Consider the following 17442-nt stretch of genomic DNA (forward strand, 5'->3'; position numbering starts at 1 on the left):
CAGCCGGAATGCAACGACGCCGGGCATGCCCGGCGTCGCGCGGTTATTCTTCGTCGCTCCCGCGACGCTTCTCCGCGGCCAGCGTATCGGGCAGGTCGCGCAGGATGTTGTCGATGTGCTCACCACGGTCGACCGAGTCGTCGTAGTGGAAATGCAGCTCCGGCACGTGGCGCAGCTTCATCGCGCGGGCCAGATCCATGCGCAGGCGGTAGCCCAGCTCCTTCAGGCCGGCCACGGCTTCAGCCGAGCGTTCCGGCATCAGCGCGGTGACGAACACCTTGGCATGGGCCATGTCGCGGGTGATTTCCACGTCGGACACGCTCACCGAGGGCAACCCGTGCTCGCGCACGGCGTTGTGCACCAGGGTGCCGAGTTCACGGCGCAGCTGGGCGGAGACACGGTCGGTTCGATGGAAAGTCTTGGGCACGAGGAGCTCTTGGTTCAGTTGTCGCCCGACCAACGGTCGGGCACTACCTTTGATTCGATTGTCGCCCGACCAACGGCCGGGCGCTACAGGTACATGGTAGGGCCCGACCGTTGGTCGGGCCACCTTGCAGCATTACAGGGTGCGCGGCACTTCGATACGCTCGAAGCACTCGATCTGGTCGCCCGGCTTGACGTCGTTGTAGGCCTTCACCGCGATACCGCATTCGGTACCGTTGCGGACTTCCTCGACGTTCTCCTTGAAGCGACGCAGCGATTCCAGCTCGCCTTCGAAGATCACCACGCTGTCGCGCAGCACGCGGATCGGCTTGTTGCGCTTGACCACGCCCTCGATGACCATCGAGCCGGCAACGGCGCCCAGCTTGGAGCTGCGGAAGACGTCGCGGACCTCGGCGATACCGATGATCTCTTCGCGGATCTCCACGCCCAGCAGACCGGATGCCACCTGCTTCACCTGATCGATCACGTCATAGATGATCGAGAAGTAACGCAGGTCGACGCCGTTGGATTCGATGATGCGACGGGCCGAAGCATCCGCACGCACGTTGAAGCCGATGACGGTGGCCTTCGAAGCAGCCGCCGAGTTGGCGTCCGATTCGGTGATGCCGCCCACGCCGGAGTGGATCACGTTGATGCGGATGTCCTCGTTGGACAGCGCGACCAGCGCCTGGCTCAGGGCCTGCACCGAACCCTGCACGTCGGCCTTGATGACCAGGTTGAGGACCTGCTGGCCCTCGCCCTTGCCCAGGGTCGCCATGATGTCTTCCATACGGCTGCCAGCGGTGGCGACCAGGCGCGACTCACGGCGCTTGGTCTCACGCTGCTGGGCAACATCCTTGGCCAGGCGCTCGTCCTCGACCACCACGAAGTCGTCTCCGGCTTCCGGCACACCGGACAGGCCCAGGACCTGCACCGGGATCGACGGGCCGGCGAACTCCGGCTGCTTGCCGGTTTCGTCGAACAGCGCACGCACGCGGCCGTACTGGATACCGCACACCAGGTAGTCGCCCTTCTTCAGGCGGCCCTGCTGCACCAGCACCGTAGCGACCGGGCCGCGGCCCTTGTCCAGCGACGATTCGATCACCACGCCCGAGGCGCGGCCTTCGTCGACGGCCTTCAGTTCCAGCAGTTCGGCCTGCACCGACACCGCGTCCAGCAGGTCGTCGATGCCCAGGCCGGTCTTGGCCGAGATCTCCACCATCTGGATGTCACCACCGAACTCTTCGGCCACGACCTGCTCGGAGAGCAGCTCGTTCTTGACCCGCATCGGGTCGGCACCGGACTTGTCGATCTTGTTGATCGCCACGATCAGCGGCACACCCGCCGAACGGGCGTGCTGGATCGCTTCCTTGGTCTGCGGCATGACGCCGTCGTCGGCAGCAACCACCAGCACCACGATGTCGGTCAGCTTGGCACCGCGGGCACGCATCGAGGTGAACGCGGCGTGGCCCGGGGTATCCAGGAAGCTGATGACGCCCTTGGGCGTCTCGACGTGATAGGCACCGATATGCTGGGTGATGCCGCCGGCTTCGCCGTGGGCAACCTTGGTGCGGCGGATGTAGTCCAGCAGCGAGGTCTTGCCGTGGTCGACGTGACCCATGATGGTGACCACCGGCGGGCGCTGCACGGCTTCGCCCTGGTTTTCACCGGTCGAAGCCAGCAGCGCGTCTTCGGCATCATTGTCGTTGGCACGGATCGCCTTGTGGCCGAGTTCTTCGGTCACCAGCGCAGCGGTGTCGTGGTCGATGGACTGGGTGATGGTCGCCATCACGCCCATCTTGAACAGCGCCTTCACCACCTCGCCGCCCTTCAGCGCGAGCTTCTGCGCCAGGTCGGCCACGGTGATGGTCTCGCCGATCGCGACTTCACGCACGACCGGGGCGGTCGGACGCTCGAACGCGTGCGGACCGGCATTGTTGCCACCACGCGACATGTCGCGACGGCCACCGGACTGGTTGCGGCCACCCGGACGTCCACGCGAATTGCTGTTGTTGCTGTTGCCACGACGCGCACGGTCGGCGGCCGACAGGTGCATCTGGCCGGCGAAGCGGTCGCCCGGGCCACGCTCGTTGCGCGGCGCGCTGCGGTTGTTGCGGTCGTCGTTGCGCGGCGGCGGCGGCGGAGCACCACGCGGCGCAGCCGGGGCGGCGGCCGGGGCGCGCGGCGGGCGCGGCGCGGTTTCGTCGATCGGAGCACGCTTGGGCTTGCTGGCGGCCAGTGCCTCGGCCGCCTTGGCCGCAGCCGCAGCTTCCTCGGCGGCCTTCTTCTCGGCCTCGGCGCGTTCCTTGGCGGCGGCCTCTTCCTCACGGGCACGGACGATGGCCTCGTCGCGCAGACGATCCTTCTCGGCCAGGGCCTGCTGTTCGGCGAGGTTGCGCGCACGCGACTCTTCCAGCTTGCGCAGGATGTCGGCGCGCTCTTCGTCCGGCGTCATGGCGCGAGCACCATCCTTGACGTAGGTACGCTTCTGGCGCACCTCGACATTCACGGTCGTCTTGCTGCGACCGGAATTGACCGTCACTTCCTGCTGCTTCCGGCGGTTGAGCGTGATCTTCTTCGCAGACTGATCGGACTCTTCCGGGGCCTGCTCGGGCTTGCCGTGCGAACGACGAAGGAAGCCCAGGAGCTTTACCTTCTCGGAGCTGGTCACGACCTGGTCGGGACCGCTGAACTTCATGCCGGCACCGGCCAGCTGTTCCAGCAGTTTTTCGACCGGCGTGTTGACCAGTTCGGCAAGCTTGCGGATGGTGGTTTGCTGCGACATTCGGATCCTATGATCTTGTGGGCGCCCCCCCGCATCTGGAGGTGGCGCGGATTCTACGCCCTGAGCGGCTCAGGGCCCTGTTCATTGCCGGCTCATTCGCCGCGTTCCAGTCGGGCGATCTCCTCGGCACGGGCGGCCAGGATCAGCGCAGCGGCGCGCGCCTGATCCAGTCCTTCGATGCCGAAGTCCATGACCTCGTCGGCGGCCAGGTCGGACAGATCCTCGCTGGTACGCACGCCGTGGCCGGCCAGCGCGTATGCGGTGGCTTCGTCCATGCCCTTCAGGGACAGCAGGTCCTGCGCCGGCTGGCCGTCTTCAAGGCCTTCTTCGACTGCCAGGGCCTCATTGAGCAGCGCATCGCGGGCACGAGCGCGCAGCTCTTCGACGATGTCCTCGTCGAAACCTTCCACGGCCAGCAGTTCGCCGACCGGGACATATGCGATTTCCTCGACGGTGCCGAAGCCTTCGCTGACCAGGATGCCGGCGATTTCCTCGTCCACTTCCAGCTTGTCCATGAACAGCTGGCGGGCGGCAGCCTGCTCGGCCTCCGACTTGGCGGTGACCTGGTCCTGGGTCATCACGTTGAGCTGCCAGCCGGTCAGGCGGCTGGCCAGGCGCACGTTCTGGCCGCCCTTGCCGATCGCCTGGGCCAGGCGGTCTTCGGCAACGGCCAGGTCCATCGAGTGCTTGTCCTCATCGACGATGATCGACTGCACTTCGGCCGGCGCCATCGCGTTGATGACGAAGTTGGCCGGGTTGTCGTTCCACAGCACGATGTCGACGCGCTCGCCATTGAGCTCGTTGGACACGGCCTGCACGCGCGAACCGCGCATGCCGATGCAGGCACCGATCGGATCGGTGCGCTGGTCGTGGGCCAGCACGGCGATCTTGGCGCGGTCGCCCGGATCGCGGGCGCAGGCCTTGATTTCCACCAGGCCCTGGCCGACTTCCGGCACTTCCAGCTTGAACAGCTCGATCATGAATTCCGGGGCGGCACGGCTGATGAACAGCTGCGGGCCACGCGGCTCCGAGCGCACTTCGGCCAGGTAGCCGCGCACGCGGTCGCCGGCGCGCAGCACGTCGCGCGGAATGCCCTTGTCCTTCGGAATGAAGCCTTCGGCATTGCCACCGAGGTCGACGTAGATGTTGCCGCGCTCGGCGCGCTTGACCACACCGGTGATCAGCTCACCCACGCGATCCTTCCATGCATCCACGACCTGCTGGCGCTCGGCTTCGCGCACGCGCTGGACGATGACCTGCTTGGCGGCCTGGGCAGCGATGCGGCCGAAGTCCGGGTTCTCGATCTGCTCTTCGATGTAGTCGCCGACCTCGACGCCTTCGGCCTCGTCGACGGCGTCCATCAGGCGGATCTGGCGATCCGGCGATTCCATGACCACGTCATCGGCCACCACTTCCCAGCGGCGGAAGGTTTCGTAGCTGCCATCCTTGTGGTCGATGACCACGCGGGTCAGCACTTCCTCCTCGGGATAGCGCTTCTTCGCTGCCGAGGCCAGGGCGGCCTCGATGGCATCGAAGATCACTTCACGCGGCACGCCCTTCTCGTTGGCGACTGCGTCGACTACCAGCAACAGTTCCTTGCTCATTGGCTCACTCCGCGCGCGGCTTCTTTGCCGCCGGCTCGTTGGAAGAAGAATTCGTGTTCGGCTTCGGACGCTTCGGCGCCGGACCGGTCGGCTTGCTCGGGGCCAGCCCCAGCGCCACCCAGTCGGGCATGATCCGTGCCTTGTCGATGTTGTCGGCCGACACGACCACTTCAGCCTTGTCGACGATGAGGGTGACGGTGCCCGCGGCCTCGTCGATCGCTTCGATGCGGCCCTGCAGGCGACGACGGTTGTCCTGCGGCAGCTTCAGCGTAACCTTGGCCGATTCACCCTGGTGGCGGCCGAACTGCTCCAGGTTGAACAGCGGGCGGTCCACGCCCGGCGAGGACACTTCCAGCGTGTAATTGCCGCTGATCGGGTCTTCGACGTCCAGCTGCGCCGAGACTTCGCGGCTGACCCGCTCGCAGTCGTCGACATTGATGATGCGCTCGGGCTGTTCAGCCAGCGGCACGTCGATGTAAAGGCGCAGGGTCGCACCGCCGGGGGCCGGCAGATACTCAACGCCCAGCAGCTCCAGGCCCAGCGACACAACGGTCGGGGCGAGCAGATTCGCGATGTCGGTTGCCTTGTCGCTCACAGCCTGCCTTGATCTCTATGGTTGGGTGCCGGCCTTGGCCGGCGTGGAAACATGACGCCCCGGAAACGACAAAGGGCCCGTTGGGCCCCTTTTCCGGAAAGACTCCGGTGACTGGATTCCGGTTGCAACCTGCATTGCCTGCCGGTTGCGGCCCTCCTTCCGGGTCCGGACTCCCGCTGGGAGGCCGCCTTCAGGGGTACTGCTAGGCCGCTGATGATAGCGGCTGCACCGCGCTGGTGCAAGGTGCGGGGCCAGGGCTCAGATCCCTTTTCCATACCGGCAGTCGAGCACGGCTCGACCCTACAAAAACGGAACCCACCCAAAGAAAAACGCCCTCGAAGCAGGACTTCGAAGGCGATCTTCTTACTTGGTAGCGGGGGCAGGATTTGAACCTGCGACCTTCGGGTTATGAGCCCGACGAGCTGCCAGACTGCTCCACCCCGCATCAGAAGCGGAATTATGAGCGATGGCTCCAAAAACTGCAAGCCTTCCCTCATTCATCAAACCGGTTGGCGCCGATCGGACGTTGGTAGCGGGGGCAGGATTTGAACCTGCGACCTTCGGGTTATGAGCCCGACGAGCTGCCAGACTGCTCCACCCCGCACCGGAAGTGTTTGAACTGCTGCCCTGCTCTTTCGAGGAGGGCTACCGCAACGATGTTCTGGCTGAACCGCTGCAGTGACAACTCAGGCTGCGCATATTACACGAATCGCGCAGCTTTGTGTCAACTTTTATGCAAGATGCGCAAATGCCTGCTGGCACCAGACCATGATCGGGTTCCAGGCCAGGCCCAGGGCCAGCAGCGCCAAGGCATTGACGCCCAGCACCACACCCAGCACGCGGTCGTTGTTGCGCGGCATGGCCTCGCCCACCGGCTCATCGAAGTACATGACCTTGATGACGCGCAGGTAGTAGAAGCAGCCAACCACGGCGCACAGCACGCCCAGGATGGCCAGCCACAGCAGGCCGCCGTTGACGGCCGCGCCCAGCACCGCCAGCTTGGTCCAGAAGCCCAGGAACGGCGGGATGCCGGCCAGCGACGCCATGATGCACAGCACCAGGCCGGCCATCCACGGGTTGCGGGCATTGAGGCCCTTGAAGTCCTCGATGTTCTCGGCTTCAAAGCCGGCACGCGACAGCGCGATGATCGCGCCGAAGGCGGCGGTCGACATGATGGCGTAGGCCAGTGCGTAGAACAGCGCAGCGGCATAGCCCTGCGCGCCACCACCGGCGATGCCCATCAGCAGGAAGCCGATGTGCGAGACGGTGGAGAACGCCAGCATGCGCTTGAGATTGCTCTGCGCGATGGCCATCAGGTTGCCGATGACCAGCGAGACTGCGGCCAGGCCGGCGATCAGCAGCTGCAGTTCGGTCGACAGCGGACCCACGCCCATTTCCAGCAGGCGGTAGGCCATGCCGAAGGCGGCCAGCTTCGGCGCCGAGCTGATGAACAGTGCGATCGGTGCCGGGGCACCCTGGTACACGTCCGGCAGCCACATGTGGAACGGTGCGGCACCCAGCTTGAAGGCGACGCCGGCGATCATGAATACCGCACCGGTGATCAGCAGCACGCGCTCTTCCGAGTGCGGGATGGCGTCACGGATGACGTCCAGGTGCAGGCTGCCGGTAGCGCCGTAGATCAGCGACATGCCGTACAGCAGCAGGCCAGAGGCCAGCGAGCCGAGCACGATGTACTTCATCGCCGCTTCCGAGGCCAGGCCGTTTTCGCGGTTGCTGGCGACCAGGGCGTAGGAGCACAGCGCCAGCAGTTCCAGGCCCAGGTAGACCATCAGCAGGCTGCCGGCCGACACCAGGATCATCATGCCGGCGGTGCCGAACAGGATCAGCACCGGGATCTCGCCCTGGAACAGGTTGCGGTCACGCAGGTAACGCCAGCCATAGACCAGGGTCAGGCCGCTGAGCAGCACGATCCCGGTCTTCATCACGTCCGCGGCGGTATCGCGCACGAACATGCCATGGAAGACCTCGCCCTGCCCGCCCACGCCGGTGGCCAGCATGAACAGCACCACGGCCAGCGCAGCGAGCGAGAACAGGTGGGTGACGATCTTGTTCCGGTTGCTGACGAACAGGTCGAGGATCATCAGGGCGAAGGCGCTGCCGATCAGCACCAGCTCGGGAGCGAGCGGTGGCAGGTCAGCGGCGGTCAATGGCAGCAGCGGCGAGGTGGTCATCATCAAATCCTGGAATTACAGCAGCTTGCTGGATGCGATCTGCATCGCCAGCTTCGCGATCGAGGGCTCCATCAGGTCGGTCAGCGGCTTGGGATAGATGCCCAGGGCCAGCACGCCGATGGCGAACACGCCCAGCACCAGCCATTCGCGGCCGTTGATGTCCTTCAGTTCGGCAACATGGCTGTTGGCCACCTCACCGAAGAAGATGCGCTTGTACAGCCACAGGGTGTAGGCGGCGCCGATGATCAGGGTGGTGGCCGCGCCCAGCGCGATCCACGGATTACGCTGGAAGGCCGACAGGATGACCATGAACTCGCCGACGAAACCGCTGGTACCCGGCAGGCCCGCGTTGGCCATGAAGAACAGCATGGCGAAAGTGGCGAACCACGGCATCACGTTGACCACGCCGCCGTAATCGGCGATGCGGCGGCTGTGCATGCGGTCGTACAGCACGCCGACGCAGGAGAACATCGCGCCGGACACGAAGCCGTGCGAGATCATCTGCACCATGGCGCCCTGCAGGCCCAGGCGGGCGGCGTCGGCGTTGCCGGCTTCACGCACCAGCCACAGGGCGATGAAGGTGCCCAGGGTGACGAAGCCCATGTGCGCGATCGACGAATAGGCGATCAGCTTCTTCATGTCGTCCTGCACCAGGGCGACCAGGCCGACGTAGATCACTGCGATCAACGACAGCGCGATCACCAGCCAGGCCCATTCCTGCGACGCGTCCGGGACGATCGGCAGGTTGAAGCGCAGGAAGCCATAGCCACCGATCTTCAGGGCGATGGCGGCCAGGATCACCGAACCGGCGGTCGGCGCTTCCACGTGGGCATCCGGCAGCCAGGTATGGACCGGGAACATCGGCACCTTGACCGCGAAGGCGATCAGGAACGCGAAGAAGATCCAGGTCTGTTCCTTGGCCGACAGCGGCAGCGCGTACAGGTCGGCCAGCTGGAAGCTGCCGCCCTTCATGTACAGGTAGATCAGTGCCACCAGCATCAGCACCGAGCCGAGGAAGGTGTACAGGAAGAACTTCAGCGCAGCGTAGATGCGGCGCGGGCCGCCCCAGACACCGATGATCAGGAACATCGGGATCAGCATCGCCTCGAAGAACACGTAGAACAGCATCGCATCCGTCGCCGCGAAGATACCGACCGTGACGCCTTCCAGGATCAGGAAGGCTGCCACGTACTGGTTCACGCGCTTGTCGATGGCGCTCCAGGCGCCGATCAGGGCGAGCACGCTGACCAGGGTGGTCAGCAGGATCAGCGCCACGGCAATGCCGTCCACGCCCAGGTTGTAGCCGATCTTGTACGCCGGGATCCAGGCATGGGTCTCGACGAACTGCAGACCGTCGATGCCCGCGTTGTAGCCGCTCAGCAGCGAGAGGCTCGCCACGAACGTCAGCACCGCTACGCCCAGCGACGCCCAGCGGGCGGTCTGCGCATCACGGATCGCAAGGATCAGGGCGCCACCGATGATCGGCAGCCAGATGAGGACACTGAGTAGAGGCCAGTTCGACACGTCTTCTTATTCCGTACAGGTCATCAACGCAGGTAATGCATCAGCACGCCCAGCAGGGCAATCAGGCCGATGATCATCGCGAAGGCGTAGTGATAGAGGAAACCGGATTGGGTACGACGCAGCACGCCGGCTGCGACGTCCACAACACGTGCCGAGAGATTGACCACGCCGTCGACGATGTTGCTGTCGATCCAGCGCGAGACCTTGCCCAGCTTGACGCTGCCACCGGCAAAGCCATCGATCCACAGCTTGTCGAAGCCGTACTTGTTTTCCAGTACCGACACCAGCGGAGCGAAGGTCTTGCGGGCCTTGCCCGACAGGTCCGGCTTCCACAGGTAGAACAGTGCGGCCAGCAGGAAGCCCGCAACGGTCAGCATGAACGCCGGAGCCATCATGCCGTGCAGCGCGAAGGCGACCGGGCCGTGGAACTCCTCGCCCAGGAAGCCGATGGTGTTCTTGGCCGGATCGTAGAAGTCGACCACGCCGGTGAAGAACGTATGCGCCTGGCCCTTGATGGCATCGTGCGCGTGGTGACCGGCCCAGTCGGTGCCGTACAGCATCGGACCGATGCTGAAGAAACCGATGGCGATCGACGGGATGGCCAGCAGGATCAGCGGCAGGGTCACCACCCACGGCGTTTCGTGCGGCTCATGCGGACCGTGGCCATGGCCGTGGTCATCGTGATGCGCATCGCCGTGGTGGGCGTCGGCGGCGTGGTGATCGTCATGGCCGTGACCATGATCGTCATGATGCACGTCGCGGAAACGCTCCTTGCCATGGAAGGTCAGGAACAGCAGGCGGAAGCTGTAGAAGCTGGTGACGATCACGCCACCCAGCACCGCCCAGTAGCCGTAGGTGGCCACCCAGTTGTTGGACAGGTGCGCGTGCAGCTCGGCGGCCTCGATGATGGTGTCCTTCGAGTAGAAGCCGGAGAAGAACGGCGTACCCACCAGTGCCAGCGTACCGATCCACATGGTGATGAAGGTGATCGGCATGTACTTACGCAGGCCGCCCATCTTGCGCATGTCCTGCTCGTGGTGCATGGCAATGATGACCGAGCCGGCACCCAGGAACAGCAGCGCCTTGAAGAAGGCGTGGGTCATCAAGTGGAACACGGCTGCCGAGTAGGCCGACACGCCCAGTGCAACCGTCATGTAGCCCAGCTGCGACAGCGTGGAGTACGCGACGACGCGCTTGATGTCGTTCTGCACGATGCCGATCAGGCCGGTGAAGAAGGCGGTGGTGGCACCGATGAACAGCACGAAGTTCAGCGCGGTCTGCGACAGCTCGAACAGCGGCGACATGCGGGTGACCATGAAGATACCGGCGGTCACCATCGTCGCGGCGTGGATCAGTGCCGAGATCGGGGTCGGGCCTTCCATCGAGTCGGGCAGCCACACGTGCAGCGGGACCTGGGCCGACTTGCCCATGGCACCGATGAACAGGCAGATGCAGATGACCGTGGCGATCGACCAGATCACCGGCTCGTTCAGCAGCTGCATGCCCAGGATGGTGCCGTCCCAGATCTGCAACTGGGCGCGCGGGTCGGCCAGCATGCCGGCCTGCGAGAACACCTGCGAGTAGTCCAGGGTGCCGAACACCCACAGCACGCCGGCGATGCCGAGCAGGAAGCCGAAGTCACCGACGCGGTTGACCAGGAAGGCCTTCATGTTGGCGAAGATCGCGGTCGGGCGCTTGAACCAGAAGCCGATCAGCAGGTACGACACCAGGCCCACCGCTTCCCAGCCGAAGAACAGCTGCAGGAAGTTGTTGCTCATCACCAGGGTGAGCATCGAGAAGGTGAACAGCGAGATATAGCTGAAGAACCGCTGGTAACCCGGATCGTCCTGCATGTAGCCGATCGTGTAGATGTGGACCAGCAGCGACACGAAGGTCACCACCACCATCATCATCGCGGTCAGCTTGTCGACCATGAAGCCGACGTGGGCCGAGTACTGGCCGACTTCGAAGAACGTATAGATGTTCTGGTTGAACGGCTGCGCGCCGCCCCACAGCAGCTGGTAGAGCGTGTACATCGACAGGCCGCAGGCCACCGCGACGCCGAGGATGGTGATGGTCTGCGCGCCGAAGCGCTTGACCTGGCGACCGAACAGGCCGGCGATGATGCTGCCGAACAGCGGTGCAAGCACCACTGCGATCAACAGACTCTTGGAGAGAGTGATTTCCATCTGTGGATCAGCCCTTCAACGAATCGACTTCGCCGACATTGATCGTGCGGCGGGTACGGAACAGGGTCACCAGGATCGCCAGGCCGATGGCGGCTTCCGCGGCGGCGACGGTCAGGATGAAGAACACGAACAGCTGGCCGGACGGATCGCCCAGCTGGCGCGAGAAGCCGACGAAGTTGATGTTCACCGACAGCAGCATCAGTTCGATCGACATCAGCAGGACGATGACGTTCTTCCGGTTGAGGAAGATGCCGGCCAGGCTGATGGCGAACAGCACCGCGCCAAGCGCAAGGATGTGGCCAAGGGTAATCACGGCTGGGTCTCCTCGCCGGTGGCCGGCTTGCTGTTGCTGTGCACGACCGGTGCTTCGGCACCCATCTTGACCATGCGCAGGCGCTGGCCGGCCTTGACCATGGTCTGCTCGCCCGGGTTCTGGCTCTTGACGCCGGTACGGCGGCGCAGGGTCAGCATGACGGCGGCAACCACGGCCACGGTCAGGATGACGGCGGCGAACTCGAACGGCAGCAGGTACTCGGTGAACAGCGTGCGTGCCAGCCAGGTGATGTTGGAACTGTCGGCGGCGACCGCAGCGGCGTTGTCGGCCGGGAACGGCGTGACCGAGCGTGCCTTGACGCCGATCAGGATCAGCATCTGCGCCAGCATCGCCACCGCGACAATGAGCCCGACCGGCAGGTAGCGCACCCAGCCCTCACGCAGCTTGGTGGGGTCGATGTCCAGCATCATCACCACGAACAGGAACAGCACCATCACCGCGCCGACGTAGACCAGCACCAGGGCCACGCCGAGGAACTCGGCACCCACCAGCAGCCACACGCAGGCAATGGAGAAGAAGGTCAGCACCAGGCAGAGCACGGCGTGAACCGGGTTGCGCACGCTGATCACCGCACCGGCCGAAACCGTTGCCGCGATGGCGAACACCCAGAAAGCGATATTTACCCAATCCATCTCTCGACCTCAGCGGTAAGCGGCATCGGCGGCACGACGCTCGGCGATCTCGGACTCGAGACGGTCGCCCAGGGCCAGCAGCTGCGGCTTGGTAACGATGTTTTCGCCACGGTTCTCGAAGTGGTACTCGAGGATGTGGGTTTCGACGATCGAGTCCACCGGGCAGCTTTCTTCGCAGAAGCCGCAGAAGATGCACTTGAACAGGTCGATGTCGTAGCGGGTGGTGCGGCGGGTGCCGTCCTCGCGCTTGGCCGAGTCGATGGTGATGGCCAGCGCCGGGCACACCGCTTCACACAGCTTGCAGGCAATGCAACGCTCTTCGCCGTTGGGATAACGGCGCAGGGCGTGCAGGCCACGGAAGCGCGGCGACTGCGGGAACTTCTCCATCGGGTACATCATCGTGTACTTCGGCTTGAAGCTGTACTTCAGCGTCAGCCAGAGGCCGGCCAGCAGTTCGAGCAGCAGCAGGCTCTTGAAGTAATGGGTAATCCTGTTCATCACTTAGACGCCCTTTTGAATCACGCCGAAGAACACCATGACGGCGGTAACCGCGATCCACAGAATGGCCAGCGGGATGAAGACCTTCCAGCCCAGGCGCATGATCTGGTCATAGCGGAAGCGCGGGAAGCTGGCACGGAACCAGATGTAGGCACTGGCGAAGAAGAACACCTTGACGAACAACCACGGTGCACCGCCCTTCCAGATCCAGTCGACCAGCGGCGAGACATTGCCGAAATCGACCCAGCCCTGGACCGGGCTCAGCCAGCCGCCGAGGAAGAAGATCGAGATCAGGAAGCTGATCAGGATCATGTTCGCGTATTCGGCCAGGAAGAACAGGGCGAACGCGCCGCCGGAGTACTCCACCATGTGGCCGGCAACGATTTCCGACTCGCCTTCCACCACGTCGAACGGCGCGCGGTTGGTTTCAGCCACGCCCGACACCCAGTAGATGACGAACAGCGGGAACAGCGGCAGCAGGAACCAGTCGAAGAAACCGGAGCTGCCGGCCTGCGCAGCGACGATGTTGCTCAGGTTCAGGCTGCCCGAGGCGATCATCACGCCGACCAGGGCGAAGCCCATGGCGATTTCGTAGCTGATCATCTGCGCCGAGGCGCGCATGGCGCCCAGGAACGCGTACTTCGAGTTGGACGCCCAACCGGCCAGGATGATGCCGTAGATGCCCAGCGAGGTCATCGCCAGCAGATACAGCAGGCCGGCGTTGGCGTTGGACAGCACGATCTGCGAATCGAAGGGCACCACCGACCAGGCCGCGAAGGCCGGCGCCAGGGTGATCAGCGGCGCCAGCAGGTAGATCGCCTTGTTGGCGCTGCTCGGCTGGACCACTTCCTTGAACAGCAGCTTGAAGACGTCGGCGAAGGCCTGGAAGATGCCCATGCCCACGTACATCGGGCCGTGGCGGACGTGCATCCAGCCGATCAGCTTGCGTTCCCAGACCACGTAGAAGGCCACCGAGATGATCACCGGAACAGCGATCACCAGGATCTTCAGGATGATCCAGATCAGCGCGCCGATGTCACCAAGGCCAAGCAGCCACTGGTGCAGCGGATCGACCGCGTTCAACAGCAATTCGTTCATGCAGCCACCACCGATACGCGAGCGGCACCCAGCGGCGCGGTCGCGCCGTGGCCCGATTCAATCCAGACCGAACCCGCAGCGACGCGGGCGTCGACCACCACCGGCAGGGTGGCCTTGCCGGCATCGGTGCCGACCTTGGCCATCTGCCCTTCCTGCAGTTGCAGGCGAGCGGCATCTTCAGCGTTCAGCACGATGCGCGGGGCGTTGTTGAGCGGATGCGACTGCAGCGCCGGCGCGCGACGGACCACCGCATCGGTGCGGTAGATCGCGGCGGTCGAAGCCACTTCCAGGCCTTCGCCGGCAACCGCCGGCTGCGCCGAAGCGGCGACGTTGACCGACACCGTGGCCAGGCTGGCACGCAGGCCGGCCAGGTCGGTGAAGTCGAAACCGGCCAGCGCCATGTCGCCGCCCAGTGCGCGCAGCACGCGCCAGCCTTCACGGGCCTCGCCCGGCAGCTTGCCGCCGGCACGGGCCGACTGCTCGCGACCATCGAGGTTGGTCAGGGTGGCATCGATTTCCGGCAGCGCACCGATCGGCAGGATCACGTCGGCAACGTCGCGGGTCGAGGCGCAGGCAAACTGGCTGAAGGCCACCACCTGCGCGCCAGCCAGCGCCTTGCGGGCGGCCGGGGCGTCGGCGAAGTCCAGGCCCGGCTCGAGGCCGTACACCACGTAGGCCTGGCGCGGCTGCGCCAGCATCGCGGCGACGTCCTTGCCGGCCGGCAGCACGCCGGCGCGGGTGAGGCCGACGGCATTGGCACCCTGCGGGATGCGGCACAGCCTGGCACCGGTGGCGGCGGCGAAGTCACGCGCGGCGGCGCGAATCGCGGCAGCCTGCGGGTGGTTCTCGGCGATGCCACCAACGATCAGCACGGTGTTGTTGCCGCCCTGCACGGCCGAACGCAGCTCGGCGTTGGCCAGCGCGTCGACGAACTTTGACGGGGCAACGATCTGCTTGCCGGCAATGCTGAAGGCGAAGTCGAAGTCCACCGGATTGATGACGTGGATCTTCGCGCCCTTGGTGGTCTGCGCCTTGCGCAGGCGGGCGTGCAGCAGCGGCAGCTCGTGGCGGATGTTGCTGCCCAGAACGACGATGCGGTCGGCGCCTTCGATTTCGGCCAGCGGCAGGCCGAACACTTCGGCGGTTGCGGCGTCGGAGAAATCGCGGTTGTTGATGCGGTGGTCGATGTTGCCCGAACCCAGGCCCTTGGCCAGGCGGGCCAGCAGTGCGCCTTCCTCGTTCGAGGTGGACGGATGCACCAGCACGCCCAGGTTGTCGCCCTGGTTGGCCTTGAGGATCTCGACGGCCGCGGCCAGGCCTTCGGCCCAGCTCACTTCCTTCCACTCACCATTGACCTTGCGCAGCGGCTTGACCGCACGGTCTTCGCTGTACAGGCCCTGGTGCGAGTAGCGGTCACGGTCGGACAGCCAGCACTCGTTCACCGCTTCGTTGTCGCGCGGCACGGTGCGCAGCACTTCGCCGCGACGCACGTGCAGGAACAGGTTCGAACCCATCGCGTCGTGGTAGCCCAGCGATTCGCGCGCGGTCAGTTCCCACGGGCGGGCGCGGAACTGGAACACCTTGTTGGTCAGTGCGCCGACCGGGCAGACGTCGACGACGTTGCCGGACAGCTCGGTGGTCAGCGGCTTGCCGTCGAAGGTACCGATCTGCAGGTTCTCACCGCGGTACATGCCACCCAGTTCGTAGGTACCGGCGACGTCGGCGGTGAAGCGGACGCAGCGGGTGCACTGGATGCAGCGGGTCATCTCGGTAGCGACCAGCGGGCCCATGTCCTCGTCCGGCACCACGCGCTTGCGCTCGTTGAAGCGGCTGACCGAACGGCCATAGCCCAGCGACACGTCCTGCAGCTCGCACTCGCCGCCCTGATCGCAGATCGGGCAGTCCAGCGGGTGATTGATGAGCAGGAACTCCATCACCGAGCGCTGGAACTTCAGCGCCTTCTCGCTGCGGGTGGCGACCTTCATGCCGTCCATCACCGGGGTGGCGCAGGCCGGCGCCGGCTTCGGCGACTTCTCCACGTCCACCAGGCACATGCGGCAGTTGGCGGCGATCGGCAGCTTCTCGTGGTAGCAGAAGCGCGGAATGGAGATGCCGGCCTTGTCGGCGGCCTGGATGATCATCGAGCCCTTGGGCACGACCAGCGACTTGCCATCGATCTCGATGGTGACGTGATCGGGTGGGACGCTCGGATTTACGGGTTGCGCGCTCATGCAGCGGCTGCCTCCACCTTCTTGCCGTCAACCATCGAATGACCGTTGACGATGTAGTACTCGAACTCGTCCCAGAACTGGCGCAGGAAGCCCTGGATGGGCCATGCAGCCGCTTCGCCGAACGCACAGATGGTGTGGCCTTCGATCTGGCCGGCCACTGCCTTCAGCTGGTGCAGGTCTTCCATCGTGGCCTTGCCGGCGACGATGCGCTCCAGCACGCGGTGCATCCAGCCGGTGCCTTCACGGCACGGGGTGCACTGGCCGCAGGATTCCTTGTGGAAGAACTGGCTGATGCGGCAGGCGAACTTGACGCAGCAGACGCTGTCGTCGAGCACGACGATCGCGCCCGAACCCAGGCCGGAACCCAGTGCACGGATGGTGTCGTAGTCCATCGGCAGGCCCTTCAGCTCGGCCGCGGTCAGCACCGGCATCGACACACCGCCCGGGATCGCGCCCTTGAGCTTGCGGCCCGGACGCAGGCCACCGGCCATTTCCAGCAGGTCGTCGAAGGTGGTGCCCAGCGGCACTTCGAAGTTGCCGCCGTTCTGCACGCAGCCGGACACCGAGAAGCACTTCGGGCCGCCATTGGCGGTCAGGCTCAGGCCCTTGAACCACTCCGGGCCGTTGCGGATGATCGCCGGCACCGAACCGTAGGTTTCGGTGTTGTTGATCGTCGACGGCTTGCCGTACAGGCCGAAGTTGGCCGGGAACGGCGGCTTGTAGCGCGGCTGGCCCTTCTTGCCTTCCAGCGATTCCATCAGCGCGGTTTCTTCGCCGCAGATGTACGCGCCGGCGCCCAGCGCGCCGTAGATGTCGATGTCCACGCCGCTGCCGAGGATGTTCTTGCCCAGCCACCCGTTCGCATAGGCGTCGGCCAGGGCCTGCTCGAAGTGCTCGAACGGCTCGTGGTGGAACTCACCGCGCAGGTAGTTGTAACCCACGGTCGAACCGGTGGCGTAGCAGGCGATCGCCATGCCTTCCACCACCGAATGCGGGTTGTAGCGCAGGATGTCGCGATCCTTGCAGGTGCCCGGCTCGGATTCGTCCGAGTTGCAGAGGATGTACTTCTGCATGTTGCCCTTGGGCATGAAGGACCACTTCAGGCCGGTCGGGAAGCCGGCGCCACCGCGGCCGCGCAGGCCCGAGGCCTTGACCATCTCGATGACCTGCTCCGGCGGGATCTTCTCTTCGAGGATCTTGCGCAGGGCAGCGTAGCCACCGGTCTTCAGGTAGCTTTCGTACGACCACGGGGTGTCGTAATGCAGGGTGGTATAGACCACCTGGTGCGGCAGCGGCGCGGGGCCGACCGGACCCTTGGATTCGTGGTGATGTGCCAT

Annotated in this window: 13 protein-coding genes and 2 tRNA genes; all 15 read right to left on the reverse strand. The window is 65.0% G+C overall.

Annotation, left to right across the window (positions count from 1 at the left end):
- Positions 1-43 precede the first annotated feature (43 nt).
- Complete coding sequence (gene rbfA, locus ACMGRF_RS11980) at positions 44-427, reverse strand: 30S ribosome-binding factor RbfA (RefSeq protein ID WP_005417890.1); 384 nt, start codon at positions 425-427, stop codon at positions 44-46.
- 132 nt (positions 428-559) lie between these two features.
- Positions 560-3208, reverse strand: coding sequence for a translation initiation factor IF-2 (infB, locus tag ACMGRF_RS11985; protein WP_099596726.1), 2649 nt, complete (start codon positions 3206-3208; stop codon positions 560-562).
- A 92-nt stretch (positions 3209-3300) separates the two neighbouring features.
- Positions 3301-4812, reverse strand: a complete 1512-nt coding sequence (gene nusA, locus ACMGRF_RS11990; protein WP_005417911.1) for a transcription termination factor NusA — start codon at positions 4810-4812, stop codon at positions 3301-3303.
- A 4-nt stretch (positions 4813-4816) separates the two neighbouring features.
- Positions 4817-5407: a ribosome maturation factor RimP gene (gene rimP, locus ACMGRF_RS11995; protein WP_414485242.1), complete on the reverse strand. Its 591-nt coding sequence runs from the start codon at positions 5405-5407 to the stop codon at positions 4817-4819.
- A gap of 368 nt (positions 5408-5775) precedes the next feature.
- Positions 5776-5852 (reverse strand) — tRNA-Met (locus ACMGRF_RS12000).
- 82 nt (positions 5853-5934) lie between these two features.
- Positions 5935-6011, reverse strand: a tRNA-Met gene (locus ACMGRF_RS12005).
- A gap of 127 nt (positions 6012-6138) precedes the next feature.
- The gene (nuoN, locus tag ACMGRF_RS12010) at positions 6139-7599 is read right to left on the reverse strand and encodes an NADH-quinone oxidoreductase subunit NuoN (RefSeq protein WP_049415243.1); all 1461 of its coding nucleotides are present in this window, start codon (positions 7597-7599) and stop codon (positions 6139-6141) included.
- A 15-nt stretch (positions 7600-7614) separates the two neighbouring features.
- Positions 7615-9123 carry an NADH-quinone oxidoreductase subunit M gene (locus ACMGRF_RS12015; protein WP_005410452.1) on the reverse strand — a complete coding sequence of 503 codons (1509 nt, stop codon included), beginning with the start codon at positions 9121-9123 and terminating at the stop codon, positions 7615-7617.
- Between the two features lie 23 nt (positions 9124-9146).
- A complete protein-coding gene (nuoL, locus tag ACMGRF_RS12020) occupies positions 9147-11312 on the reverse strand; it encodes an NADH-quinone oxidoreductase subunit L (RefSeq protein ID WP_099495804.1) in 2166 nt (721 codons plus the stop codon).
- Between the two features lie 7 nt (positions 11313-11319).
- Positions 11320-11625: an NADH-quinone oxidoreductase subunit NuoK gene (nuoK, locus tag ACMGRF_RS12025; protein WP_005417921.1), complete on the reverse strand. Its 306-nt coding sequence runs from the start codon at positions 11623-11625 to the stop codon at positions 11320-11322.
- Positions 11622-12278, reverse strand: a complete 657-nt coding sequence (locus tag ACMGRF_RS12030) for an NADH-quinone oxidoreductase subunit J (protein WP_005417923.1) — start codon at positions 12276-12278, stop codon at positions 11622-11624. Before ACMGRF_RS12030 ends, nuoK begins: the two co-directional genes overlap by 4 nt.
- Before the next feature lie 9 nt (positions 12279-12287).
- A complete protein-coding gene (gene nuoI / locus ACMGRF_RS12035; protein WP_005417924.1) occupies positions 12288-12776 on the reverse strand; it encodes an NADH-quinone oxidoreductase subunit NuoI in 489 nt (162 codons plus the stop codon).
- A gap of 3 nt (positions 12777-12779) precedes the next feature.
- Positions 12780-13874: an NADH-quinone oxidoreductase subunit NuoH gene (gene nuoH / locus ACMGRF_RS12040; protein WP_065186670.1), complete on the reverse strand. Its 1095-nt coding sequence runs from the start codon at positions 13872-13874 to the stop codon at positions 12780-12782.
- Positions 13871-16105, reverse strand: coding sequence for an NADH-quinone oxidoreductase subunit NuoG (gene nuoG, locus ACMGRF_RS12045; RefSeq protein WP_414485243.1), 2235 nt, complete (start codon positions 16103-16105; stop codon positions 13871-13873). Before nuoG ends, nuoH begins: the two co-directional genes overlap by 4 nt.
- Complete coding sequence (nuoF, locus tag ACMGRF_RS12050; RefSeq protein ID WP_005417934.1) at positions 16102-17442, reverse strand: NADH-quinone oxidoreductase subunit NuoF; 1341 nt, start codon at positions 17440-17442, stop codon at positions 16102-16104. Before nuoF ends, nuoG begins: the two co-directional genes overlap by 4 nt.

It is taken from the genome of Stenotrophomonas sp. EMP41, from assembly GCF_047495535.1.
GTDB classification, from domain to species: Bacteria; Pseudomonadota; Gammaproteobacteria; order Xanthomonadales; family Xanthomonadaceae; genus Stenotrophomonas; species Stenotrophomonas sepilia.